Here is a 23,644-nt window from a genome sequence, read left to right as displayed (position 1 = left end):
AGCATCCGAGGGGTCGCCGTAGCCGGGATCGCCGGAGGGGACGGGGAGGGTGGGTACTGCGGTCACCCCTCCATTGTCGCAAGCACCCGCAAATCCGGCGGCGCTGCCTGCCGCACGAGCCCTGTCCGCCCTGGCCGCCTTTGCCGCCTTGCGCCACGCGTTCGTCACGCGCCCGCCTCCGGGGTGCGCCGATCACCGAGCGCCACCAGCCGATCGCCGGGGGCGAGGGTCCCCGCGCCCCCGGCGGCGAGGGCGGCCGNGGCACGAAGGACGAGCTGCTGCTGCTGACCACGCACGGGGTCCTCCACCTCCTCGGCCAGTTCGCCGCTCGTGAGCGTGTCGATGAGGTTCCTCTCGTAGAGGGAGACGAGGATCAGCACCGGCAGCGCGGCCCCGGCGTACGCGAAGGCGATGGTGTAGACGGTGGAGGCGATGTGGTCGCGGCCGATCCTCATGGCGGACCCGAAGAGCCGGCGCCCGGAGGTGTTCGGGGCGAGCTCGTACAGCTCCCACACCGCCGAGGACTGCGTGATCGTCACGTCGTTGAGGACACCGAGCCCGGAGATGATCAGGCCGCACAGGATGATCGAGGAGATCGACAGCTCGTCCGAGGCGTTCGCGAGCGTGTACGCGTTCTCGTCGCCCACGCCGGTCAGGTGTGCGGCGTCCGTGGCCCAGGCCGCGAGCACCGCCGTGATGCCGAGGCCGAAGACCGTCCCGAGCAGCGCCGTCGAGGTGCGCGCGGAGAAGCCGTGCGCGAAGTAGAGGACGCCGTACATGATGACGATCGAGCCGACGAGGCCCAGCAGCAGGGGCGGCGCACCCTCGACGAGGCCGGGCAGGATGAACTGCGCGAGGACCACGAGGGCGCCCACGAGGCCGATCATGGCCCGCAGCCCCCGCCAGCGCGCCACGGCGATGACGACGACGGCGTACAGGACGGCGAGCGCGACGATCGGGACGGACCGGACGAAGTCGACGAAGACGTAGGGCGCCGCCCCGCCCTGCACGACGGTCGCCAGGTTGAGGTAGCGGATCTCGTCGCCCGGCTCGACGGCCTCGGCCTTCGCGAGCTCGGGCGTCACCTCGACGGGGACGAGGGCGCCCCCGAGGGCCGGCTGCGTGTAGGCGACGGTGCACGTGAGCGCCGTCCCGCCGGCGTCGACCGTGGGCCGGGAGGACGGGCAGTCCGCCTCCCGGACCTCGCGGACCGTGCCGCGGTCGAAGCTGACGCCCTCCGCCGTCGCGTACGGACTGGCGACGGTGAGCGAGCTGCGGTCCCCGCTCGGCCACAGGAGCATCATGGCGATGAGCGTGACCACGCCCAGGGGCACGAGGATGGCCGCGAGCAGGAGGTTCGCCCGGCGCCGCGCGGCAATCGCGGGGGCGGACGGCTCCGAACTCCCGCTGGTGTGCTGGTGGCTGTGGCCCACGGGCATCCTCGGTGGTCGGGCTGGTTGGATGGTGCGGTGACAGGTGCGCCGGGCACCGTCTGCGATTCTACGCAGGGAGCCCGCCCCGGGCAGAGGCAGCCCCGTCCGGGGCGGAGAGAGGTGGCACGTGGCAGCGAAGGCAACACCCCCGGCACGGGACAGGGATCCCGTGCTCTCGATCGGCGGTGCGGCGTCGGAGGTGCGCGGCGTGGCGCTCGTCCTGCACGGCGGCCGGGCGGACAGCTACGACGCGGTGCGGCCCACGCACCTCAGCCCCCTCCGGATGCGCCCCTTCGCCGCGCGCCTGGCCTCCGGCGGCGGCGGGCAGGGACTCGCGGTCTGGACGCTGCGCAACCGGGTCCGCGGGTGGAACGGGGAGGACCGGTCGGCCCTCCAGGACGCCCGGTGGGCGCTGGGGCGGATCAGCGTGGAACACCCGGACGTGCCGGTCTACCTCCTCGGCCACTCGATGGGCGGGCTGACGGCGCTCTCCGCCGCGGGGCACCCGCAGGTCCGCGCCGTCGCGGCCCTCGCGCCGTGGCTGGCGCCCTCGAGCCCCGTCGAGCCGGTCCGCGGCCGCAGCCTCCTGATCATGCACGGGGACACCGACCGGTGGACGAGCCCGACGGCGTCGCTCGCCTTCGCCCGCCGGGCCAAGCCGGTGGCGGCGGACGTGCGCTACGTACGGATGCTCGGCGCCGGCCATTTCATGTTCCGCACGGTGCCGGTCTGGCACGGCATGAGCACCTCGTTCCTCCTCGGCCGCTTCGCCGAGGACACCGGTGCCGTGATCGAGCGCCGCGTCCTCGAGCGGTCCGCCCCGCTCTTCCGCGCCGGCGATCCGCTCGACATCACCGCCTGACCCCCTCCCCCCATCCGCGGTCCCCCCGGAGGTGCCCATGACCGGCTTCCCCCTCTCCTCCGTCCTCGGCGGCGTCGGCCTCTCGATCGTCGCCGTCGTCCTGCTGATGGCGCTCACCTTCGCCGTGGCGACCGCGCAGCGACGCCACGCCGTCATCGACGTCGCGTGGGGCCTCGGGTTCGTCGGAATCGCCGTCGTCGTGTTCCTGGCCTCGGCGGGCGAGGGCGACGACGGACGGCGGATCCTCGTGCTGGTCCTCGTGATGGTCTGGAGCCTCCGGCTCGCCGCGTTCATCGGCCGGCGCGGCCGCGGCGGCGAGGAGGACCCCCGGTACGAGGACATGCTCCCGGTCTGGGCCGCGGGCCTGTTCTTCGAGGCCGTGGGCGACCAGCAGCTGGCCTCCTTCAGGAACGACCCGTCGCGCCGCGGGACGGTGCTCGACACCGGCCTGTGGCGGTCCACGCGGCACCCGGACTATTTCGGCGACGCCCTGGTCTGGACGGGGCTCTTCCTCGTGGCCGCCGACTCCTGGCCCGGGGTGCTGACCGTCCTCTCCCCCGCCCTCATGGGCTGGACCCTCGCCGCGAAGACCGGAAAACCCCTGACCGAGCAGCGGATGTCCGCCCGGCCGGGGTACAAAGAGTACATAGAGAGCACCAGCGGGTTCTTCCCGCGACCACCGAGGGCAGGAAGAAGGATCTGAGCATGGGATGGAAGCCGCGGCAGAGCGACCGCATGTACCGGTTCGTCGTGTATGCGGGAAAGACCGCGTTCGCGGCGCTGCGCCTGCCGGTCACGGTCACCGGGACGGAGAACCTGCCCGCGTCGGACCCCCTGAACGGGCGGTCGCGCCGCGCCGTGCCCGGGCACGGCGCCGTCGTCGTCATCACGCACTTCGGCTACCTGGACTTCGCCTTCGCGGAACTCGTCCTGTGGAACCACGCCCGCATCCAGGCGCGCTACATGATCTCCCGACGCGCGGCGGAGCACTGGTTCGTCAGCCCGTTCGTCTTCGGCCTCGGGCACGTCGTCACGGACCGGAAGGCGGGTGCGGCGGCATACGACGACGCCCTCGCGAAGCTGCGGGCCGGCGAGTACGTGGCGATCCTCCCCGAGGCCGGGGTGTCCCGCAGCTACACCGTCCGCGCGCTCAAGACCGGCGCGGTACGGCTCGCCGCCGAGGCCGGCGTCCCCGTGATCCCGGTCTCCGTCTGGGGTTCCCACCGGCTGCTGACCCGCGGCCACGGCTTCTCCCTGCGGCGCGCGTGGAGGTCCCCCGTCCGCGTCCACATCAGCCCCGCCATCCGCCACGCGCCGGGGCTCGACGTCGCCGAGGAGACGGAGAAGCTCCGCCGGGAGCTCCAGGACGGCATCGAGACGTGCATCGCCGACTTCCCGGTGACCCCGGAGGCCGGCGCCTGGTGGATGCCCGCGCACCTCGGCGGCGGGGCCATGACCGTGACCGAGCGGGAGGCCGCGGACCTCGCGGACCTGGAGGCCGGACGGCACGACCGCGGCTGACGCGCCGTCGGCCTCAGCCCGTCGCGACGACCAGCGTCTCCGGCCCGGCGAGCCGTGCCGCGCCCGTGGCCAGCAGGGGGTCGACGACGGCGGCCAGCGCCTCCATGGCGTCGTCGACCTCCAGCTGGATGGGGTACTGGTGCACGAGCATCGCGATGAGGGTGGCGACGGCAGCCTGCTGCTCCTGCGGGGGCAGGGTCGTGTCGTAGCCGAGCAGCACGTCCGCCGGGTCGTCGGAGCGCGCCTGCGTGTAGCTGACCGCGAAGGCCGCGATGGCCCCGCCGTCGGCCTTCGGCCGGTCCCGCAGCACGATCGCTCCCCCGGCGCCGCTCGCATCGCCGAGGAACAGCTGCTGGGCGCGGCCCAGACTGAGGTCCGCCCGGTCCCAGGCGTGGACCGACTCGTAGAAGGCCGCGAGGGCCCGCGTGAGCTCCACGGACCCGGTGGCCGCCTCCTCGAGCTGCGGCCCGGCCGCGTCGTCGAAGGCGGGCGCCGCGAGGGCCCCGGGCCCGACGACGACGAGCCGCGAACGCTGCAGGGTGCCGAACCCGGTGGCCTCGGCGAACGCCGCGCCGGTGGTCCCGGGCGACACCTTCGACCGCAGGACGGTGACGCCCGACGGCGACGCCGCGGCCTCGTGCTGCAGCATCGTGAGGAGCGTCGACCCGACACCGGCACGCCGGTGGTCCTCGGCGACCTCGATGTAGCACCAGAGCCGGTCCGGGTGGAGCGCCGCCCCGTACACGCAGCCGGCCGCCACGGGGACGCCCTGGTCCACCGCGGTGATGCAGCGGTTCCAGGGGCTGTCCGACGGCGGGCGGAACGAGCCGCGGAACTGCTCGGCGGCCGCCGATTCGGGGCCTCCCCAGAGCTGGATCAGCTCGAGGTCGTCCCCGTCCTGCCAGGCACGGTAGTCCAGGGCCATCAGGCGCCGATCAGGCGCTCGGCGAGGTAGCCCTGCACCTTGTCGAGGGACACGCGCTCCTGGGTCATGCTGTCGCGCTCGCGGATGGTGACGGCCTGGTCGTCGAGGGTCTCGAAGTCCACCGTGATGCAGAACGGCGTGCCGATCTCGTCCTGGCGGCGGTAGCGGCGGCCGATGGCCCCGGCGTCGTCGAACTCGATGTTCCAGGACTTCCGCAGCTGCGCCGCGAGGTCCTTGGCCTTCGGGGAGAGGTCCTCGTTGCGGCTGAGCGGCAGGACGGCGGCCTTGACGGGGGCGAGGCGCGGATCCAGCTTCAGCACGGTGCGCTTGTCCACGCCGCCCTTCGCGTTGGGTGCCTCGTCCTCGGTGTACGAGTCCACGAGGAACGCCATGAACGAGCGGGTCAGGCCGGCGGCGGGCTCGATCACGTACGGCGTGTAGCGCTCGTTGGTGGCCTGGTTGAAGTAGCCGAGATCGGTGCCCGAGTGCTTGGAGTGCGTGGACAGGTCGAAGTCGGTGCGGTTCGCGATGCCCTCGAGCTCGCCCCACTCGGAACCGGAGAACCCGAAGCGGTACTCGATGTCCGTGGTGCCCTTGGAGTAGTGGCTCAGCTTCTCCAGCGGGTGCTCGAAGAGGCGCAGGTTGTCGGCCTTGATGCCGAGGTCGGTGTACCAGGAGAACCGCTGGTCGATCCAGTACCGGTGCCACTCCTCGTCGGTGCCCGGCTCGACGAAGAACTCCATCTCCATCTGCTCGAACTCCCGCGTGCGGAAGATGAAGTTGCCCGGCGTGATCTCGTTGCGGAAGCTCTTGCCGATCTGCCCGATCCCGAACGGCGGCTTCTTGCGCGCCGTGGTGAGCACGTTGTTGAAGTTCACGAAGATGCCCTGCGCGGTCTCCGGGCGGAGGTAGTGCATGCCCTCCTCGGAGGCCACGGGGCCGAGGAAGGTCTTCAGGAGTCCGGAGAACTCCTGCGGCTCGGTCCACTGGCCCCGCGTGCCGCAGTTCGCGCAGGTGACGTCCTTCAGCCCGTTCTCCGGGGCGCGGCCCTTCTTCTCCTCGTACTCCTCCTCGAGGTGGTCGGCCCTGTACCGCTTGTGGCAGGAGAGGCACTCGACCAGCGGGTCGCTGAAGACCTCGACGTGCCCTGAGGCCTCCCAGACCTGGCGGGGCAGGATGACGGCGGAATCGAGCCCGACGACGTCCTCGCGGCCGCGCACCATCGTCTGCCACCACTGCCGCTTGATGTTCTCCTTGAACTCCGCGCCGAGGGGCCCGTAATCCCAGGCAGACCGTGAACCGCCGTAGATCTCCCCCGACTGGAATACGAAGCCGCGCCGCTTGGCGAGCGAGATGATGGGGTCGAGTGCTGACTTGGCTGCTGCCATGGTGTGTCTCCAGTTCTGGGCAGGCCGCTGGGTGCGGTCCGCTGGTGGGGGTCGCGTGGATCGGGTGATCCGGCCCGGTGGACGGGCGCGGAGGCTATCCGCCAGCCTACCGGGTCCGTCCCGCGCGGCCGGGGCCCGTTCCGCCCGGCGACCCGCATCCCGGGGCCCGCCGGTCCTTGACGCGGCGCCCCTGTGTTCCTAAGTTGGGACCAATGTGACGTGTGATCCATGTCACGTCAGTCCGGACCGACCGGGCGCTCGCACCCTGAGGAATCCCATGACCCTGTCCCTACCGCCGCGCTCCCGCCTCGGGCGCTCGGCGCTGGCCCTCGCGGGCACTGTTGCCCTCGTGGCCGGCGGCAGCTTCGCGGCCAATGCCGCCCCGACCTTCGACAACAGCAACAACAACTCCTCCAAGAAGCTCCGGACCGCAGTCACGGTGGAGAAGGTGGTGGGTCACCTCACCGCCCTGGACGCCATCGCCGAAGCCAACGGTGACACCCGGGCCTCCGGCACCGAGGGCTACTCCGACTCGGTCGACTACATCGTGGGCAAGCTGACCGCGGCGGGCTACAAGCCCACCGTCCAGCCCTTCACCTTCCCGTACTTCGCGGAGCTCAGCCCCGCCGTGCTGGCACAGACCACGCCCGACGGCGTCACCTACGGCCCCGACGACGTGGCGACCATGACCTTCTCCGGCGCCGGTGCGGCGTCGGGGGTCATCAAGGCCGTCGACACGACGGGCACGGCGAGCGCGACCGGCACCAGCGGCTGCGAGGCCTCCGACTTCGTCGGGTTCCCGGACAAGGCCATCGCCCTCGTCCAGCGCGGCAGCTGCACCTTCGCGGTCAAGGCCGCCAACGCCGAGGCGGCGGGCGCCAGCGCCGTCATCATCTTCAACACCGGGGTGGGGGCGAACACCGGTCCCGTGGCCGGGACGCTCGGCGCGCCGGACCTCGTGGGCATCCCGGTGGTCGGGGCGAGCTTCGCCGCCGGCACCGACCTGATCGGCGACGGCGTGACCGGCAGCGTGGTGGTGGACACCGTCTCGGAGAACCGCGAGACGTACAACGTGATCGCCGAGACGGCCACCGGCAACCCGGACAACGTCGTGATGGTCGGGGCGCACCTGGACAGCGTCCTCGCCGGCCCGGGCATCAACGACAACGGGACGGGCAGCGCGGGCATCCTCGCCGTGGCCGAGGGCATGAGCAAGGTCAAGCCCGCGAACAAGGTCCGCTTCGCCTGGTGGGGCGCGGAGGAGGAAGGCCTGCTCGGCGCCGAGCACTACGTGGCCGATCTCGTCGCGAAGGACCAGCTGGACTCCGTGGGCCTGTACCTCAACTTCGACATGATCGGCTCGCCGAACTTCGGGCGCTTCGTGTACGACGGCGACAACTCGGCCTTCCCCGTCGGCCCGGGCGCCGCAGCGGGGCCCGCAGGCTCCGGGCAGATCGAGCAGGACTTCCACGACTACTTCGCCTCGGTGGGGCTGGCCTCCGGTGAGACCGCGTTCAGCGGCCGCAGCGACTACGGGCCCTTCATCGCCGAGGGCATCCCGGCCGGCGGGCTGTTCACGGGTGCCGAGGGCATCAAGACCGCCGAGCAGGCAGAGCTCTTCGGCGGCGAAGCGGGCGCTCCCTATGACGCCTGCTACCACGCGGCGTGTGACGACACCAACAACCTCAGCATCGAGGCCCTCGACCAGCTGAGCGACGCCGTCGCCCACCTCACGATCAGCTATGCCATGAGCACTGTCGAGGTGAACGGCGCCGGCGCCCCGGCGAAGGGCAAGGGCACGAAGGACCGCTTCGAGGGCAACCCCCTCGGCGGCGGCACCGAGAGTGGCGGCGGGCTCCACCCGGAGCACGACCACGACCACGAGGTCGCGGACCGCTAGCCGGGACCGCTTCGAACAGCAGGGGCCGGCCCTCCGGGACCGGCCCCTGCTGTGTGCCGGAGCCCTTACCCGGATACCGGTCGCCGGGCCCGGGCGCGGGCGCGCCGCGGCCAGGGCAGCGTCGTGAGGATGATCGCCGCGAGGGTCAGGAGCGTGCCGGCCACCGTGGCGAACACCACGATGGTGCCGGGCGCGGGAACCACGAGATCCAGGAGGAGCGATCCCACGAGCTGGCCGCCGATCATGCACAGCCCCGTGAGCAGGACACCGAGGCTGCGCACCAGCAGCGCACCCAGCGCGATGAAGATGCATCCCATGGGCCCGCCGAGGTAGTACCACCACTCGGTGGGCAGCGGATTGCCGGGCCCCGCGAGGGCGATCTTGATCAGCCAGGCCGACAGCAGGACCACGGTGCCCGCGATGAAGTTCATGAGGGTGGCGGCGAGCGGGGTGCCGTAGTGGAGTGCCGCCGTCCCGTTCATGGCCTGCTGGAAGCTCATGAGCACGCCTGCCGCGACGGGCAGCAGGACCGGGACCAGCCAGGCCGAGACCTCGCCGGCGGCCCCGAACCGCGGGGACACCGCCCAGATGACGGACAGGACCGTCAGCACGACGCCGATCACCCGCATGGGTGTGGCGGCACGTCTGCCGCCGGGGCCGATCCCGGCCTTGTCGACGAGGAGCCCGCTGAGGGACTGGCCCATGACGGTCGCCACCGTGAAGAGGGCGACGCCGAGGATCCCGATGGTCAGCGACTGGGAGAACACGAAGAACGCCCCGATGGCCCCGGCTGCGATGTAGAAGGGCGGGAACCGCCGTTCCCTGACGGACGGGATGATCTGCAGTGCTCCCGCCCGCGCGCTCGGCAGCGCGAGCGTGAGGGCGGTCATGATGACGAGTCCCGTCCCGAAGCTGATCAGCGCCGCGGCGATGCCGTCGTCGAGCACCGTGCCGAGGGCGCCGTTGATCCTGCCCTGGACGGGAATCGCGAGGCCGGCGGCGAGGGCGAGCGGGAAGCCGAGGGCAGGGGGCAGCGCGGGGGCATCAGACACCCGTACAGCCTAGTGCGGCGCATCCGGCATGATGGGATGCATGACCGACGACGCAGGCACCGCTGAACTGCCCATCCGCGACGACATGATCCGGCTCGGGCAGGCGCTGAAGCTCGCCTCGCTCGCGGAGGACGGCGTCGAGGCCAAGACGCTGATCGACAACGGGCTCGTGCAGGTGAACGGCGAGATCGAGGAGCGCCGCGGCCGGCAGCTGCACGCCGGGGACACCGTCAGCGTCAACGGCGTGCAGATCCGGATCAGCCGCGCCCGGGCGTGAGCCGACCGCCCGGCGGGGTCAGCGGCGTCCGAGGACCGTCATGGTGAGGAACTCCCGGACGTGCGCGAGTTCCTGCTGGTTGATGCCGTGGAACATGTTCGGGTAGAGGATCTTCGTCAGCTTCGTGTGCTTCACCAGCCAGGCATGCGTGACCTCGATCAGCTCCGGCGTGATGACCTGGTCCTCCTGGTCGCGTCCCCAGAAGAACTGCACGGGCGAGGCTGCGGCGTCGTCGTCACGGAAGAACGCATGGCCCTCCGACGGCACGGTGAACCCCGAGAGCCCGACGACGCATGCGAAGTCCGTGGGCCGGTGCCGCAGGAGCGACGTCGCGACCGCCATGCCCTGGGAGAAGCCGAGGAGGCTGACGCCGGAGTGGTTCCCGCGGACGGAGTCGAGCCAGCCGGACACCGCCGTGACACTCTCGACGACGCGCTCCACGGAGTAGTCGAGCTCGCGGGAGAGCGGGAACCAGGAGTAGCCCGGTCCCGCCGGCAGGGGCGCGCGGACGGACGCCACGGTGAAATCTGCGGGCAGGTGGTCGGCGAGGCCCATGAGGTCCTGCTCGTCGGCCATGTAGCCGTGGAACAGGACGAGCAGGGGCGTACCCCCGCGCTCGGATTCCGGCTTCGACCACAGGACCACCGGGGTCGGGGCGTCGGTGGAGGGCGCGGCAGTGCCGGTGGCAGGTTCAGTCATGCATCCCATCCTTCCACCTCTTCCCGCGGGGCCGCTCGCTGGCGCACGAAGGGCGCCCGTTGCAGAATGGCCCGGTGACCCCTTCCAACGCCGAGACCCCGCTGCCCCCCGACGCCGCACCCGTTCCGGACGGCCCGATGGTCGACCCCGGCCTCCACCCCGACCCGCATCCGTGGCACCGGTACGTGGCGCTCGGAGATTCCTTCACCGAGGGCATCGGCGACCCCAACCCGGAGAGCATCGGGGGCAACCGCGGCTGGGCGGACAGGACGGCCGAGGAGCTGGCGCGCGGCCAGGCGGACTTCGCCTACGCGAACCTCGCGGTGCGGGGGCGCCTGCTGCAGCAGATCATCGACCAGCAGGTGGAGGCGGGCCTGGCTCTCCGCCCGGACCTCGTCACCATCTCGGCCGGCGGCAACGACCTCCTGCGCCGCGGCGGCGATCCCGACCTGCTCGCCGAGAAGCTCGACCCGGTGGTCGGGACGCTGGGCGCTTCGGGCGCGACGGTCGTCCTGGTCACGGGCCCCGACGTCCGCGAGACGGTCCTCGGGAGCGTGCGGTCGAAGACCGCCATCTACAACGAGAACCTCCGGACGATCGCCGCCCGGCACGAAGCGGTCATCGCCGACATGTGGGCGCTCCGCCAGCTCACCAACCCGCAGATGTGGTCCGCGGACCGGCTGCACTTCTCCCCCCTCGGCCACCACACCATTGCCGCCATGGTGCTCGACACCCTCGCCGTGCGGCACACCCTGCTGCCGCTGCAGCCCAAGGACCTGCCGGCGCGGAGCTGGCGGGCGGCGCGGAGCGAGGACCTCGTCTGGGCGCGCGAACACCTCATGCCCTGGGTCCTGCGGCGGCTCCGGCACCAGTCCTCCGGCGACGGCGTGATCGCGAAGCGTCCCGAGCCCGGGCCCATCTTCGGCCCGGGCATGCCGCCGGGCGCCGCGGACTAGCTCCGGTCGGCGCCCGCCGGCGTTCAGCCGTCGAGCGCGACCTCGCCGTTGGCCACGGCGTCGGCGCAGGCGCTGAGGTCCGGCCCGGGCTTGAAGTCGACGAACTGCGGCTGCAGTTTCTGGAAGAGGAACTCGTAGACCTCGTCGCGGGACTTCCCGTCCATGGTCTCCGCTGCCTCCTTCACCGCGCCCTGCAGCGCGCGGTCGGCGTCGAGCAGGATCTTGTCGCGGGCTTCCTGGTTCCAGCCGATGGTGCTCAGTTCCATGAACAGCTCCTCTTCATCGCAGATCGATCGGCCGGTGACGTCGCCCCGGCCGCGCCCGCCACCACTTCCTAAGCAGGCTTACTTCCACCCTAGGTGCTCACCGGCGGCATCGGCTACCGGTCGTAGAAAGCCGATCGGAGCTGGTCGTCGAGCTGGTGGATCTGGGTGAGGAAGGCGTCGTGGCCCATCGGCGAGGAGATCATGTGGACGGGGACCTCGCCGGGCAGGCCGGCCGCGAGCCGATGCGACTGCCAGGGGAAGTACAGCCGGTCGGTGTCCACTGCGGCGATGAAGAACTCCGACGTCGCCGTCCCCAGCACGTCCTCGAGGCTCCCGCGGTCGCGCGCCGCGTCGTGGCTCATGAGCGCCTCGGTGAGGATCACGTAGCTGTTGGCGTCGAACCGGTCCACGAGCTTGTCCGCCTGGTGGTCGAGGTAGCTCTCCACCCGGTAGCGGCCCCGGCCGGCGGGCAGGACGGCCCCGAGGGGCTGCTCGGCGTCCTGCTCCGCACGACCGAAACGTGCTTCCAGTTCCTGCTCCGCGCGATAGGTGATGTGCGCGATCCGCCGGGCGATGCCGAGGCCCGCCTCCGGCTGCGGGCCGTCGTAGTAGTCGCCGCCGCGGTAGGCGGGATCGAGCCGGATGGCCTGCAGCTGCGCCTGGGCGAACGCTATCTGTTCGGCCGAGCTGGCGGCAGTGCAGGCGATGACGGCACACCGCTCCACGCGCCGGGGGAACATCAGTGCCCATTCGAGGGCCCGGGCGCCGCCCATCGACCCGCCGAGCACGGAGTGCCAGCGGTCGATGCCGAGCTGGTCGGCGAGCAGGCTCTCCGCGCGGACGGCGTCGCGGATGGTGACGAACGGGAACCGTGCACCCCACGGTTCGCCGTCGGGTGCGAGGCTGGACGGCCCCGTCGAGCCGTAGCAGCCTCCCAGCATGTTGACGGACACCACGAAGTAGCGGTCGGTGTCCACCGTGCGGCCGGGGCCCACGAGGGAGTCCCACCAGCCCTCCTCCTCCGAGGCGCCGCGCGCCACGTGCGAGCTGCCGGTCAGGGCGTGCTGCACGAGGACGGCGTTGGAGCCGTCCCGGTCCAGCCGGCCCCAGGTCTCGAACGCGAGCTGGACGTCGGGCAGCTCACCCCCGGTCTCGAGGACCAGCGGGCCGACCGACGCGAAACGGAGCAGCCCGTCCCCGTGCGGCGGTGCGTCGTGGGTCCAGTCGGGCAGCGGAGCAGGAGGGTATGTGGTCACGAACGGTCAGGCCCCCTTGGCGGCGCGGAAGCCCGCATCCAGATCGGCGAGGATGTCGGTGATGTTCTCGAGGCCGACGGACAGCCGCACCAGGCCGGGTCGCACGCCCGCAGTGAGCTGGGCCTCCGCCCCGAGCTGGCTGTGCGTCGTCGACGCGGGGTGGATGACCAGCGAGCGCACGTCGCCCACGTTCGCGACGTGCGAGTGCAGTTCGAGGCCGTCGACGAAGCGCTTCCCCGCCTCCAGCCCCCCGGCGATGTCGAAGCTCACGATCGCCCCCGTGCCGTCGGGCCCGTACTTCCTCCCGCGCTCGTACCAGGGACTCGAGGCCAGGCCCGCGTAGGTGACGCGCTCGACGCCGTCGTGCCCCTCCAGCCACTCGGCGACGGCCTGTGCGTTCTGCACGTGGCGTTCGATGCGCAGGCTGAGGGTCTCGAGTCCCTGCGCGATGAGGAAGGCGTTGAACGGGGAGACGGCCGAGCCGAGGTCGCGGAGCAGCTGGACGCGGGCCTTGAGGATGTAGGCGAGGTTCGCGCCGAGCGGGCTGCCCACCCCGAGATCGCGGGCGTAGACGAGCCCCTGGTAGCTCTCGTCCGGCGTGTTGAACCCGGGGAACCGTTCGGGGTCCTGCGCGAAGTCGAAGTTGCCCGAGTCCACGATGACCCCGGCGATGGCGTTGCCGTGGCCGCCGAGGTACTTGGTGGCCGAGTGCACCACGATGTCCGCACCCCACTCGATGGGTCGGATCAGGTACGGCGTGGACAGCGTGTTGTCGACGATCAGGGGGATGCCGTGCTCGTGCGCGACGGCACTGATGCCCTCGAGGTCGAGGACGTCCTGCCGGGGGTTGGAGACGACCTCGCCGAAGAAGAGCTTGGTGTTCGGCCGGACCGCCGCGCGCCACTGCCCGAGGTCGTCGGGGTCCTCGACGAACGTGGTCTCGATCCCGAACTTCTTCAGCGTGTGCTTGAACAGGTTGTAGGTGCCGCCGTAGAGGCTGGGGCTGGCCACGATGTGGTCCCCCGCCTCCGCGATGTTGAGGACCGCGAAGGTCTCCGCGGCCTGGCCGGAGGCCAGCAGCAGGGCACCGACGCCCCCTTCGAGGCTCGCGATGCGGGTCTCGACGACCTCCTGGGTGGGGTTGCCGATGCGCGTGTAGATGGGTGCCAGCTCCGACAGGGCGAACCGGTTCGCGGCGCTGTCCGCGCTCGGGAAGACGAACGAGGTGGTCTGGTAGATGGGGAGCGCCCGCGCCCCCGTGACGGCATCCGGCACCTGGCCGGCATGGATCTGGCGTGTTTCAAAGGACCAATCGGTGGACATGGTGCTCCCTCTGATCAAGGGCTCCGCCTGTCCGATGCTCCGGTCGGTGGACACCGCTCCGGGAGACCGGACCCCGCAGGAGCCCGCGCTTGAACGGCGCCGATGGGACGCCGGACCTGGTCTTCACCCGGGGCACCCCACCGCGGTTGGAGGGTTGCCGGCCAGCAAGCCGGGGCTGTGTGCTGGCACTCATGACCTGCATTCATGTAAGCCGATCCGGGCGGATCCGGCAACCGTGTGACCCTCCGTGAAGCCGCCCGCGGGAGCGCTCCCGACCCGGTCCCGATCCTCTCCCCCGACACGCCCAGGGAGTAAGGCAACCCTTAGTCGAGACCCAGATCACTTAGTGCCAAGATAGCCGCATGCGCCTGGACCATGTATCTTATGCCTGCGAACCCGATGGACTTGCCGCGACGGCCGATCGAATCTCGGCCAAGCTCGGCGTGGAGCCGGTGAAGGGTGGTGTGCACCCCCGCTTCGGCACCCGCAACATGATTTTCCCCCTGGTCAACGGCCAGTACCTGGAGGTCGTCGAGGTGCTGAACCACCCGGCGTCGGACAAGGCCCCGTTCGGTCAGGCCGTCCGCGCCCGCTCCGAAGCCGGCGGCGGCTGGATGGGCTGGTGCGTGGCCGTCGACGATCTGGCACCGTTCGAGGAGCGCCTCGGGCGCAGCGCCGTACCCGGCAACCGGAAGTTCCCGGACGGCCAGGAGCTCACCTGGCAGCAGATCGGCATCAAGGGGCTCATCGCGGACCCCCAGGTCCCCTATCTCCTCCGCTGGGACGACGGCACGGAGGACCTCCATCCCTCGAAGGCGCGGGCCGCCTCGGTGAAGCTGGAGTGCCTCACCATCGCCGGCTCGTCGGAGCGCGTGACGGACTGGCTGGGGACGGACGTCGAGAAGACGCTCGACGACGTGCAGGTCCAGTGGATCGCCCCCAACGGGACGCCCGGTGTCATGTCGGTGACGTTCGAGACCGACAACGGGCGCGTGGAGATCTGAGCCCGCTCAGCCGCCGATCCCCAGGGCGGGCCCGAGCAGCGCGTAGCCGACGAACCCCGTGATGTCGATGAGCGCGTGGGCGATCACGAGCGGCATGACCCGCCGCGTCCGGGTGTAGAACCAGGCGAACAGCAGGCCCATCAGGACGTTCCCGATGAACGGGCCGAACCCCTGGTAGAGGTGGTAGCTGCCGCGGATGAGGGCGCTCGTGATGATGATCGCGGGCGTGGACCAGCCGAGGTCGCGCAGGCGGATGAACAGGTAGCCCACCACGATGACCTCCTCGAGCACCGCGTGCCGGAGCGCGGAGAGGACGAGCACCGGGATGGTCCACCAGTAGTCGTCGAGCGCGGCCGGCACGAGCGCCGTCGTGATCCCGAGCGCGCGGCCCCCCGTGTACACCCCGAGCGTGCCGACGGCGATGATCGCGGCGAGGCCCACCCCGACGCCGATGGTGCGCAGCGGCTGCTCGAAGGTGAGGCCGAGGCGCCGGACGGCCGAGACGCCGGGCCCGCTGAGCAGGAACAGGACGAGGGCCACGGGCATCAGCGCGAAGAGGATGTCCAGGAGCTGGTAGGCGAGGTCGAAGTATTCACGCTCGTTGAGCACCGGGTTCAGGGTGGTGGTCTGGCCGGCGAGGGGTCCTCGTGTCAGTTTGTCCGCCAGGCTGACGACGGCGTACACGCCGGACTGCCCGAGCGAGAGCCCGAAGACGATCAGCAGTTCGGCGGTGATGCGTCGCCGCGAGGTAGGACCCGCGGGGTCGTCCGCTGCGGACGGGGCGGTGGAGGACGAGGACTCGGCAGTCATGACGCTATCCTGCCAGCGGGAAGGACAGCCTGTCCCCCGATCCCGTCGTCGTCGGTCAGGGGATAGAGATGCGCCACCCGGAGCCGCGGATTACGTCACCCGATTGGGTCTTTTTGATCGCCTCCCTCAGGCCTACCGTGGACGCAGGATGCTGCCCGGCCGGGCAGCTGAACCAGGGAGGACCTTTGTCATGAGCACACAAGTTGCAGAATGCAGTGTCGCCAGCTGTTCCTTCAACGACCATTCCCATTGCAATGCAGCCGCCATCACAGTAGGCGGAGAAGAGGACCACGCGGCGTGCGCCACCTTCATCGACATCGGTGTCCACGGCGGCCTGCCCAAGGTCCTGGCCGGCGTCGGAGCGTGCCAGCGCACCGAATGCACCCACAACGATCATCTGATGTGCAACGCACCCGAAGTCCGCGTTGGCCCAGGACCCGACAACGCTGACTGCCTCACCTACATCCACCGGTAGCGCGAATCACGATCCAGCGACACTCAGCGGAATCGGCATCAGGCGGTTCACCTCCCAGGGGCAGCCCGCGGCCGGCCCAGTCAGTTCCATCACTGCGGCGGCGTGCCTAACCCCCTTGCGCCTGTCCCGCAGGAATTGTCCGATGGCCGCACCCGCTTCGCCTACCGTGCCCATCCAGACACGAGCCCGCACCAGGTGGGATTCCTCCTGCCGTCGATGCGGTGGCCGCATACGGGCTGGTCGCTGGCTTCGGAGGCAGGACGCCACCCGGCTCGAAGAACCGTCACCGTTTTGAGAACCATGCTCATGTCGTTACCGTTAGTGACAATGGTAATCAATAATGGGAGGGTCGGTGTGGTGTGGGTCTCAACCTCAGTGGCCTGTCGGTGCGCATCGGGGACCGGGGGGTCATCAGGGATGTAACCCTGGCGGTTGCTCCTGGTGAAGCAGCGGCCTTGATCGGGGCTTCCGGGTCGGGCAAGTCGATGACTGCCGCGGCCATCACGGGATCCCTCCCGGGAAGCGCACACGTTACTGGTCGTCTGGTGATCCATGGTCGGGACGTTCGTCTTGCCACGAGGCTCCGCCCGGAGGTGGCCGCCGTGCGTCAGGACTCCCTGACTGCTCTTCATCCGCTGGTGCGGATCGATCGGCAACTCGTACCCGTTCTCCTTCGATCGGGTGCCGCCACAACCCGGGAAGCGGCGACCGGTCGGGTTGCGTCGATGCTCGAGGATGTCGGTTTCGCTGACCCGCTGCGCATCCTGCGAAGCTTCCCGATGGAGCTCTCCGGGGGACAGCGGCAACGCGTCTGCATCGTTCAGGCGCTGGCCTGTCGTGCCTCGTTCCTGGTTGCGGATGAACCGACGACGGCTCTCGACGTCGTGTCACAGCAGCTCGTGCTCTCGGCGTTACGGACAGCAGCTCAAGCCGGCACCGGCATCCTGCTCATCACCCATGACGTCGCGGCGGCCGCTTCCCTGTGTTCGCGGGCAGTGGTCATCGACGACGGGGTGGTCGTCGGTGAGGGTTCCTTCGTCGACCTCGCCGGCAGTACCGCGTATCCGCGCGCACGTGCGCTGATGCAGTCCGCACGGCCTGCGCCCGGCGGGGAAAGCATCACGGCCGCATGACTTCCACTCCTACCGCGACTCTCATGGCACGGGATCTACGGCTCTCACTGTCGCGGCCCGGGCGGGCCTTCCGCAGGAGTGCGGCGACGGAGGTCCTTCATGGGGTGTCGCTGCAGGTTTCCAGCGGCAGCAGCATGGGACTTGTTGGCAGCTCCGGTTCCGGTAAATCGACGCTACTGCGCACACTGTTGGCCCTGGAGGCACCGGACTCGGGGTCGGTGACCCTGCAGGATCGAGTTATCCGGCCCGGGTCGCCGACGTCGCTCCGCTGGTACCGGCAACAGGTGCAGTACGTACCCCAAGATCCCGCGAGCAGTCTCGATCCCAGGATGACCGTCGACCAGCTCCTGCGTGAACCCCTGGTCTGCCTCGGCGTCGACGGCCACCACTCCACCCGGATCCGCGACGCACTGTCCCGGGTGGAACTTCCTGCGGCGGCTTCCGGGAAGAGGCCCTCCGAACTGTCCGGCGGGCAGAACCAGCGTGTGGCGGTCGCCCGCGCCCTTGTGGTCTCCCCGATGATCATCCTCGCGGACGAGCCGGTGAGCGGGCTGGACCTGCCGTTACGCAATCAGGTGCTCGAGGTCCTGCAGATGCTGATCCGCGATCAGGGGATGGGGCTGCTGTTCGTCTCCCACGACCTCGACGCGATCGCCGCCGTGTGCGCCAGGACCGCGGTCCTCGCCGACGGCCGGATCGTGGAAGAAGGACCCACCGAGCGGATCCTGAACGATCCGCAGCACGAGGCGGCCCGCGAACTCAATGCCGCACGACTGTCCCGGGGGCTGTCGCTCGATGACCGGTAGCACTCCTCCGAGGAACTCCGCCTCGGTATCCTTGCTCCTGCCCACCCAGCTGGTGTTCAACATCGGCTTCTACGCGGTCGTCCCCTTCCTTGCCCTCGTCATGAGCGAGGACCTCGGTCTTGGTGCCGCGGCGGTCGGCCTCGTCCTGGGTGCGCGGACCTTCAGCCAGCAGGGCATGTTCCTCCTCTGCGGGGTCATCGCCGACCATTGGGGGCCACGCCGCAGCATCCTCACCGGCTGCATCCTTCGCGCCGCCGGATACTTCGGGCTCGCGGCCTCCGACAGCTTCTGGCCCTTCCTGCTCAGCGCCGTGCTCACCGGTGTCGGCGGTGCTTTCTTCTCACCGGCCATCGAAGGACTCGTCGGCACACTCGATCGTGCCCGCACCTCAGCAACCACGACAGACAGCGGAGGACACGGCACCCCGCAGCGAAACGTGTTCGCCTGGCTCGTGCTGTTCGGGGAGGTCGGCGCTGTCGCCGGGCCCCTCATCGGCCTTGGTCTTCTACCGTTCGGTTTTCCGGTGGTCGCAGTATCGGCCGGGGGCCTCTTCCTCATCGTCGGCATGGCGCTATGGCTCCTCCTGCCACACCACGCCGACTCGACCGGGAACGGTGCCGAACCCAAGCCTGGGCCTGCTAACTCAGGGATACGCGGTGCCTTCGCCTGCCTGCAGGATCGCCGGTTCGTCTGCTTCGCCGCACTGTTCGGCGTGAACCTGCTGGCCTACAACCAGCTGTACTTCGCCCTCCCGCTCGAACTCGGCCAGGGTGATTCTGGCGTCGGGTCGCTGGCCATCCTGTTCGCTGTCGCCTCGGTCCTGACCATCGCGCTGCAGCTGCCGATGTCCGCCCTGGCCACCCGCCTCGGCCCGGCCGCTGCTCTGCGCACCGGCTTCATCTGCATCGCGGCGGGATTCGCGTCGATCGTCCTCCTCGGAAGTACGGGACTGCATCTTCTGCCGGGGCTTCCCGTGCTGACCGGACCGGTCGCCCTCGTCACCCTTCTCGCCTTGGGGCACATGCTCGTCGGACCCGCCGGCATGCAGCAGGTCCACCGGTTCGCAAACCACCAGCCCTTGGGCGCCTACTACGGCCTCCTCGCCAGCTGCGGTGGCATCGCCGTGCTGACGGGCAACGGCCTGACCGGTCTCCTCCGCGACACCCTCGGCAGCACCTCCAGTTGGGTGCTCCTCATCCTCGTGGCCCTCGTCAGCGCGACACTGCTTCCCCGCTTCCTCCCCGCCACCTCCGAGCATCCCGTTCCTCCCGGACGTCCTCAACGTCCCGTTCTTTCGCCCGTCTCTCCGCCCGTTCTTCCGCCCGTTCCCGATCAGAAGGTTCAGTCATGACCCGCCGCCCCTCCCTCGCCCTGTTCGCTGTCTCGACCATCAGTTGCCTCGCCCTGACGAGCTGCTTCTCGACGGGGTCCTCCGAATCGGCCCCTGCTACGGAAGAGACAGATGGCAGCCGTATCTCCATCGTCCATATGCAGCCACCCCGCTCGGGCCTCACACCATTGAGTGACGACGCCTTCAAACTCTCGCGCTGGTCTGCAGCCGAGACGCTCGTCATCCTCGATGACCTGGGAGAGGCCCAGCCCTCCCTGGCGTCGGAGTGGGAACAGACCGCTCCGACGGAGTGGACGTTCACCGTCCGCGACGGGGTGAGCTTCCACGACGGCACCCCGCTGACCGCCGAGGACGTCGCCCGGTCCCTGACCGCGGCCGCGGGCGCATCCCCCACCCCGCGGATCCTGGACGGCGTCGACCTGACCGCTGCGGCCACCGATGAGATGACGGTGACCGTCACAACGGCGGTCGAGGACCCGCTCGTGCCGCAGCGCATGTCCAGCCCCCAGCTCTCCATCCTGGCCGCCAGCGCCTACGACGGCGACATGGTCGATTCGCGTGGTACCGGCACCGGTCCGTTCGTCCTGACCGCGCTGGACGGCACCTCGAGTGCGACCCTGGACCGCAACGAGGACTATTGGGGGGAACCCGCTGCCTCGTCCGGCATCGACGTCCAGTTCGTGCCGGACGGCACGGCGCGTGCCGCAGCCCTGCGCGCAGGTACCGCTGACGTCGTCGAGTCCATCCCGGTCAGCCAGGTCGCCCAGATCGACGAGGACCTGGTCTTCGAGGTACCGATGCCGCGCACGAACACCCTGTACCTGAACACGCAATCGGGCCCGTTCGCGGACCCCGCCGTGCGTGCCGCGGCTCGGGAGGCCATCGACCGGGCGACCATTGTCGCGACCGTGTACGAGGGCCGCGCGGATGTCGCCGAAGGACTCCTCGGGCCCGCCCTGCCCTGGGCCGCGGAGGAACGCGACGTCGACTACCAAGAGATCCTCGAGGACCGGCCCGAGCCGGCACCGGTCGACGGGGTGCGGATCAGCCTGGGCACGTTCACGGACCGCGCCGAGCTCCCCGAGGTCGCCGTGCAGCTCGAGCAGCAGCTCGAAGCCGCCGGCTTCGTCGTCGAGCAGGACGTACGCGAGTACCAGTTCATCGAGGCCGACGCCCTGGACGGCGCGTTCGACGCGTTCATCCTGTCCCGGGCCACGGTCCTCGACTCCGGGGATCCCGTGGCCTACATGTACAGCGACTTCGCCTGCGAAGGGTCCTTCAATGTCTCGCAGTTCTGCGACCCGGCCGTCGACGAAGCCCTGCAGAAGGCCGCCGCCATCCCGGCGGGCGCCGAACGGCGGCAGGCGATCATCGCCGCCGAGGCGGAGATCCTCGCCCGGGACGCGGCGATCCCGATGCTGCACGAGCGCGTCATCCAGGGCGAGGCCGCAGGCGTGGACGGCGCGGCCCGGGACCCTAGGGAGCGGTCCCTGGTGACCGGCGACACCCGCGTCGAGCAGTGACACGGTTCCCCACCACGGCATTTCCGGCCAGTGCCGTCCTGATAGGCCTGTCCCGGGCGGGGGCCCTGCTGGCCGTCGTTATGGTGATCGGGATGCTGCCCTGGCTCTCCGGGCAGAGCCCTGAGTACACGGTCCTTCGGGCCCGATACGCCGACCTGGAAGCAACGCCTGAATCGCTGGCGATGGTCCGGGCCGAACTCGGCCTGGACCGGGGCCCGATCCTGGTCTTCCTCGACTGGTGCGCCGGGATCCTCACCGGGGACTTCGGCCGATCCTGGATTTCCACCTCCCCGGTTCTGCCAGGAACCCTCACAGCCCTCGCTGTGTCCGTGACGCTCATGATCTGCGCCGGTGTCGTGGCACTGCTGATTGCCGGGTTGTTCGCGCTGCCCTCACTCCTGCGCGGCTCCCGCGGTGAGCGGCGGCGAGGGGCAGGGCTCCTCGCCACGACGGCGACCTCCCTGCCCGATTTCCTGCTGGCCTCCCTGTTCCTGGTCATCGGCGCGGTCTGGTTGGGCTGGTTCCCGCCGTCGGGGTGGCTGGGACTGCACTACGCGATCCTGCCGTCCTTCGCCCTGGGCTTACCGGCCGGCGGGCTGATGGGCAAACTCCTGGCCGACGCCATCAGCTCCGCCGGCGATGAACAGTGGGTGTCCGCGTGGTTGTCGGCTGGTCTTACCCGCCGCCAGATCGCTGTCGGTCTTCTGCGGCGGGCGTTGCCGACGGTCTCCAGCCAGGCGGCCCTGGTCGTCGTCGGGCTCACCGGCGGGGCGGTCGCCGTCGAGCGGGTCTTCGCCATCCCCGGAATCGGCCGGGCCACCCTCGGTGCCGCCACGTCGCAGGACATCCCCGTGCTGCAGGCCGGCGTCCTCGCCCTCCTCGTCCTGGCGATCATGGCCGGCATCGGCGCGGCACTGATCCGCACGGCGCTCCTCGGCCCGGCCGGACGGCTGGGCGTGATCCCCGTCGCCGTCGTCCCTCCCGTCTTCCACCGACGGGACCTCGCCGTACCCCTGGGGGCAGCGACACTGCTCGGGCTCATCACCATCGCCGGTGTCCTCCGCGACCCGTTCGCCTCAGCTGACCCGCGGCTCGCACCGCCGAGCTGGGATCTACCGTTCGGGGCCGATGCCAGCGGCCGCGATCTGCTCGCCCGCGTAGGACACGGGACCGTGACCACCGTGGGGACCGCCCTCGTCGTCGTCCTCGTGTCCCTGCTGATCGGCGTCCTGATCGGCTCCCTGCCGCGCCTGGGAGCCGGTCCACTCGAGGTCGCCAACGCCGCCCCGCCCGTCATCACCGGGATCATCGTCGCCGCGATCTCCGGCGCATCCATTGGGGGCGCCGCCCTCGCTGTCGCCCTGGTGAGCTGGGCGCCCCTGGCAGCGCACACCTCCGCCCTGACCCTGCAGGCCCGCAGCCTGCCCTTCGTCACCGTCCTGCCGGTCCTCGGCGTCGGGCGGGCCCGGATCCTGCTCCGGCACATCCTCCCGCACATCATCGGGCCCCTGGTCCGGCACGCCATGCTGCGCCTCCCCGGAACCGCACTCGCCCTGGCAGCACTGGGCTTCCTCGGACTCGGCGCCAACCCGCCGAGTCCCGACTGGGGCCTGGTGCTCGCCGAAGGCATGGCCTACGTCGAACGCGCCCCCTGGACCGTTTTCGCTCCAGCCTCAGCCCTGGTCCTCGCGTCCGTCCTGGCCGTCTCGGCGTCCGGACTCACCCTCCCCGCAATCCCACGCCGCCTGAAGAGGACGGCCATCGAGGACGGCGCACCCGTCGCAGCCCGACCCCGGTGACCCACCGGTTCAGAGGACGCTTTTCCTACCTGCATGGTCGCATGCATGCCTGTTCATGTATCGGTATGGCGGATGACGCTCAGCTCGAGAAAGTAGCGGAGCTGTTCAGGGCGCTCAGCACGGTATCCCGGTTGAGGATCCTGACGTCCCTTGCCGGCGGTGCGGGCTCTGTGGGTTCACTCGTGGAGGCAACTGCGCTGTCCCAGCCTCTGGTGTCGCAGCACCTGCGGGTGCTGCGGTGCATGAACCTCGTCACCGTCAGCAGGTCGGGACGCGAAGCGATCTACGCGCCGAGGAGACCAGCATGAGCACCGAGATCAAGGCCGGGCACACCCTCGACGAGCACCGGCACGGCACCGCCGACTGCAGCCACGAGACCATGCAGCACGGCGACCACACCGACTACCTGCACGACGGCCACCGCCACGCCGAACACGAGGACCACTACGACGAGCACCGAGGCGAGCGACAGGATGGGCTAGAACCGTTGCGGATCGAACGAGCGGTCCTCGATTCTTCGCACATCCTCCAGGGGCGAGGGCTATGGATCGCTCGGCGGCGCCAGGCGGACCGGTGGGCCGACGCCGAGCACCGTACCGGAGAGGTCTTTGGGCAGGGCGTTGTCCTGACCCGCGATGGGTCGCCACTGTTCCACCCAAGCCCCGAGTGTCCGCAGGTGTCCGGCAGCTTCGATGCCACCCAACCACACTGACGGTCCCGTCAGGTCGCTGCCTGAGGTGCGGATCGCGACGGCGGCAACGGCTCCTTGCGCGCACTGCTGCAGGCACGGTGCAGAAATCAACACACCCCCTGAGGAACGCGCGACGGCAGCCGCGAGACGGCCGTCACCGCTCGTTCTGGTCAGGGCAGCACACCGGTGACCCG

General features: G+C 70.3%; 24 protein-coding genes and 1 riboswitch. Of the genes, 15 read left to right on the top strand and 9 right to left on the bottom strand.

Features of this window, described 5'->3' with window-relative positions; genetic code table 11:
- Positions 1–164 precede the first annotated feature (164 nt).
- Complete coding sequence (locus RY94_RS15735) at positions 165–1,439, bottom strand: YibE/F family protein (protein WP_082046443.1); 1,275 nt, start codon at positions 1,437–1,439, stop codon at positions 165–167.
- A 121-nt stretch (positions 1,440–1,560) separates the two neighbouring features.
- Here RY94_RS15735 and RY94_RS15730 point away from each other — a divergent pair, with 121 nt between their 5' ends.
- The 3 genes from RY94_RS15730 to RY94_RS15720 are packed head-to-tail and all read left to right on the top strand — an operon-like array spanning position 1,561 to position 3,816.
- The gene (locus RY94_RS15730; RefSeq protein ID WP_156135216.1) at positions 1,561–2,295 is read left to right on the top strand and encodes an alpha/beta hydrolase; all 735 of its coding nucleotides are present in this window, start codon (positions 1,561–1,563) and stop codon (positions 2,293–2,295) included.
- Positions 2,296–2,332: 37 nt separating this feature from the next.
- Complete coding sequence (locus RY94_RS15725; RefSeq protein WP_043447361.1) at positions 2,333–2,998, top strand: DUF1295 domain-containing protein; 666 nt, start codon at positions 2,333–2,335, stop codon at positions 2,996–2,998.
- Between the two features lie 2 nt (positions 2,999–3,000).
- Complete coding sequence (locus tag RY94_RS15720) at positions 3,001–3,816, top strand: lysophospholipid acyltransferase family protein (protein ID WP_043447358.1); 816 nt, start codon at positions 3,001–3,003, stop codon at positions 3,814–3,816.
- Between the two features lie 13 nt (positions 3,817–3,829).
- On the opposite strand, the gene RY94_RS15715 is transcribed toward RY94_RS15720, so the two are convergent.
- Both RY94_RS15715 and RY94_RS15710 read right to left on the bottom strand, forming a co-directional pair.
- Complete coding sequence (locus RY94_RS15715; protein ID WP_043447355.1) at positions 3,830–4,741, bottom strand: GNAT family N-acetyltransferase; 912 nt, start codon at positions 4,739–4,741, stop codon at positions 3,830–3,832.
- On the bottom strand, positions 4,741–6,129 hold the full coding sequence (locus RY94_RS15710) for a glycine--tRNA ligase (RefSeq protein WP_043447352.1): 1,389 nt from the start codon (positions 6,127–6,129) through the stop codon (positions 4,741–4,743). The genes RY94_RS15715 and RY94_RS15710 overlap by 1 nt, the downstream gene beginning before the upstream one ends.
- A 277-nt stretch (positions 6,130–6,406) precedes the next feature.
- Here RY94_RS15710 and RY94_RS15705 point away from each other — a divergent pair, with 277 nt between their 5' ends.
- Positions 6,407–8,029 (top strand): M28 family peptidase, encoded by a 1,623-nt coding sequence (locus RY94_RS15705; protein ID WP_043447347.1) that lies wholly within the window; start codon positions 6,407–6,409, stop codon positions 8,027–8,029.
- A gap of 65 nt (positions 8,030–8,094) precedes the next feature.
- Here the strand turns inward: RY94_RS15705 and RY94_RS15700 are convergent, their stop codons facing one another.
- A complete protein-coding gene (locus RY94_RS15700) occupies positions 8,095–9,081 on the bottom strand; it encodes a DMT family transporter (protein WP_043447345.1) in 987 nt (328 codons plus the stop codon).
- Between the two features lie 31 nt (positions 9,082–9,112).
- Here RY94_RS15700 and RY94_RS15695 point away from each other — a divergent pair, with 31 nt between their 5' ends.
- The gene (locus RY94_RS15695; RefSeq protein ID WP_082046468.1) at positions 9,113–9,358 is read left to right on the top strand and encodes an RNA-binding S4 domain-containing protein; all 246 of its coding nucleotides are present in this window, start codon (positions 9,113–9,115) and stop codon (positions 9,356–9,358) included.
- A gap of 18 nt (positions 9,359–9,376) precedes the next feature.
- On the opposite strand, the gene RY94_RS15690 is transcribed toward RY94_RS15695, so the two are convergent.
- Positions 9,377–10,057, bottom strand: a complete 681-nt coding sequence (locus RY94_RS15690; RefSeq protein ID WP_052274491.1) for an alpha/beta hydrolase — start codon at positions 10,055–10,057, stop codon at positions 9,377–9,379.
- 137 nt (positions 10,058–10,194) lie between these two features.
- Here RY94_RS15690 and RY94_RS15685 point away from each other — a divergent pair, with 137 nt between their 5' ends.
- Positions 10,195–11,013 carry an SGNH/GDSL hydrolase family protein gene (locus tag RY94_RS15685; RefSeq protein ID WP_043447724.1) on the top strand — a complete coding sequence of 273 codons (819 nt, stop codon included), beginning with the start codon at positions 10,195–10,197 and terminating at the stop codon, positions 11,011–11,013.
- Positions 11,014–11,036: 23 nt separating this feature from the next.
- Here RY94_RS15685 and RY94_RS15680 read toward each other — a convergent pair whose 3' ends face one another.
- The 3 genes from RY94_RS15680 to RY94_RS15670 all read right to left on the bottom strand — a co-directional run bounded on the left by RY94_RS15680 (position 11,037) and on the right by RY94_RS15670 (position 13,858).
- Positions 11,037–11,279 carry a hypothetical protein gene (locus RY94_RS15680; protein WP_043447341.1) on the bottom strand — a complete coding sequence of 81 codons (243 nt, stop codon included), beginning with the start codon at positions 11,277–11,279 and terminating at the stop codon, positions 11,037–11,039.
- A 113-nt stretch (positions 11,280–11,392) separates the two neighbouring features.
- On the bottom strand, positions 11,393–12,535 hold the full coding sequence (gene metX / locus RY94_RS15675; RefSeq protein WP_231554570.1) for a homoserine O-acetyltransferase MetX: 1,143 nt from the start codon (positions 12,533–12,535) through the stop codon (positions 11,393–11,395).
- A 6-nt stretch (positions 12,536–12,541) separates the two neighbouring features.
- On the bottom strand, positions 12,542–13,858 hold the full coding sequence (locus tag RY94_RS15670) for a bifunctional o-acetylhomoserine/o-acetylserine sulfhydrylase (RefSeq protein WP_043447718.1): 1,317 nt from the start codon (positions 13,856–13,858) through the stop codon (positions 12,542–12,544).
- 80 nt (positions 13,859–13,938) lie between these two features.
- Positions 13,939–14,055, bottom strand: a riboswitch (SAM riboswitch).
- A 165-nt stretch (positions 14,056–14,220) separates the two neighbouring features.
- Between RY94_RS15670 and RY94_RS15665 the strand changes: the two genes are divergently transcribed.
- Positions 14,221–14,862, top strand: a complete 642-nt coding sequence (locus tag RY94_RS15665; RefSeq protein ID WP_043447339.1) for a VOC family protein — start codon at positions 14,221–14,223, stop codon at positions 14,860–14,862.
- Positions 14,863–14,868: 6 nt separating this feature from the next.
- Here the strand turns inward: RY94_RS15665 and RY94_RS15660 are convergent, their stop codons facing one another.
- Complete coding sequence (locus RY94_RS15660; protein ID WP_082046441.1) at positions 14,869–15,672, bottom strand: CPBP family intramembrane glutamic endopeptidase; 804 nt, start codon at positions 15,670–15,672, stop codon at positions 14,869–14,871.
- A gap of 190 nt (positions 15,673–15,862) precedes the next feature.
- Here RY94_RS15660 and RY94_RS17560 point away from each other — a divergent pair, with 190 nt between their 5' ends.
- The 8 genes from RY94_RS17560 to RY94_RS18520 all read left to right on the top strand — a co-directional run bounded on the left by RY94_RS17560 (position 15,863) and on the right by RY94_RS18520 (position 23,471).
- Positions 15,863–16,147, top strand: coding sequence for a DUF1540 domain-containing protein (locus RY94_RS17560; RefSeq protein WP_082046440.1), 285 nt, complete (start codon positions 15,863–15,865; stop codon positions 16,145–16,147).
- A gap of 359 nt (positions 16,148–16,506) precedes the next feature.
- Complete coding sequence (locus tag RY94_RS15655) at positions 16,507–17,280, top strand: ATP-binding cassette domain-containing protein (protein WP_043447336.1); 774 nt, start codon at positions 16,507–16,509, stop codon at positions 17,278–17,280.
- Positions 17,277–18,086, top strand: coding sequence for an ABC transporter ATP-binding protein (locus RY94_RS15650; RefSeq protein ID WP_082046439.1), 810 nt, complete (start codon positions 17,277–17,279; stop codon positions 18,084–18,086). Before RY94_RS15655 ends, RY94_RS15650 begins: the two co-directional genes overlap by 4 nt.
- Positions 18,087–18,117: 31 nt before the next feature.
- The gene (locus RY94_RS15645; protein WP_052274490.1) at positions 18,118–19,437 is read left to right on the top strand and encodes an MFS transporter; all 1,320 of its coding nucleotides are present in this window, start codon (positions 18,118–18,120) and stop codon (positions 19,435–19,437) included.
- Complete coding sequence (locus tag RY94_RS15640) at positions 19,434–20,960, top strand: ABC transporter substrate-binding protein (RefSeq protein WP_043447331.1); 1,527 nt, start codon at positions 19,434–19,436, stop codon at positions 20,958–20,960. Before RY94_RS15645 ends, RY94_RS15640 begins: the two co-directional genes overlap by 4 nt.
- A complete protein-coding gene (locus RY94_RS15635) occupies positions 20,957–22,759 on the top strand; it encodes an ABC transporter permease subunit (protein WP_052274489.1) in 1,803 nt (600 codons plus the stop codon). Before RY94_RS15640 ends, RY94_RS15635 begins: the two co-directional genes overlap by 4 nt.
- A gap of 65 nt (positions 22,760–22,824) precedes the next feature.
- Positions 22,825–23,067 carry an ArsR/SmtB family transcription factor gene (locus RY94_RS15630; protein ID WP_052274488.1) on the top strand — a complete coding sequence of 81 codons (243 nt, stop codon included), beginning with the start codon at positions 22,825–22,827 and terminating at the stop codon, positions 23,065–23,067.
- Positions 23,064–23,471 carry a hypothetical protein gene (locus RY94_RS18520; protein WP_231554569.1) on the top strand — a complete coding sequence of 136 codons (408 nt, stop codon included), beginning with the start codon at positions 23,064–23,066 and terminating at the stop codon, positions 23,469–23,471. The genes RY94_RS15630 and RY94_RS18520 overlap by 4 nt, the downstream gene beginning before the upstream one ends.
- Positions 23,472–23,644 lie beyond the last annotated feature (173 nt).

Origin of the sequence: Arthrobacter sp. L77 (genome assembly GCF_000816565.1) — a bacterium.
GTDB lineage: Bacteria > Actinomycetota > Actinomycetes > Actinomycetales > Micrococcaceae > Arthrobacter_D > Arthrobacter_D antioxidans.
Note: the sequence above shows the minus strand (reverse complement) of the source record. Positions and strands in the feature narration are given on the sequence as shown.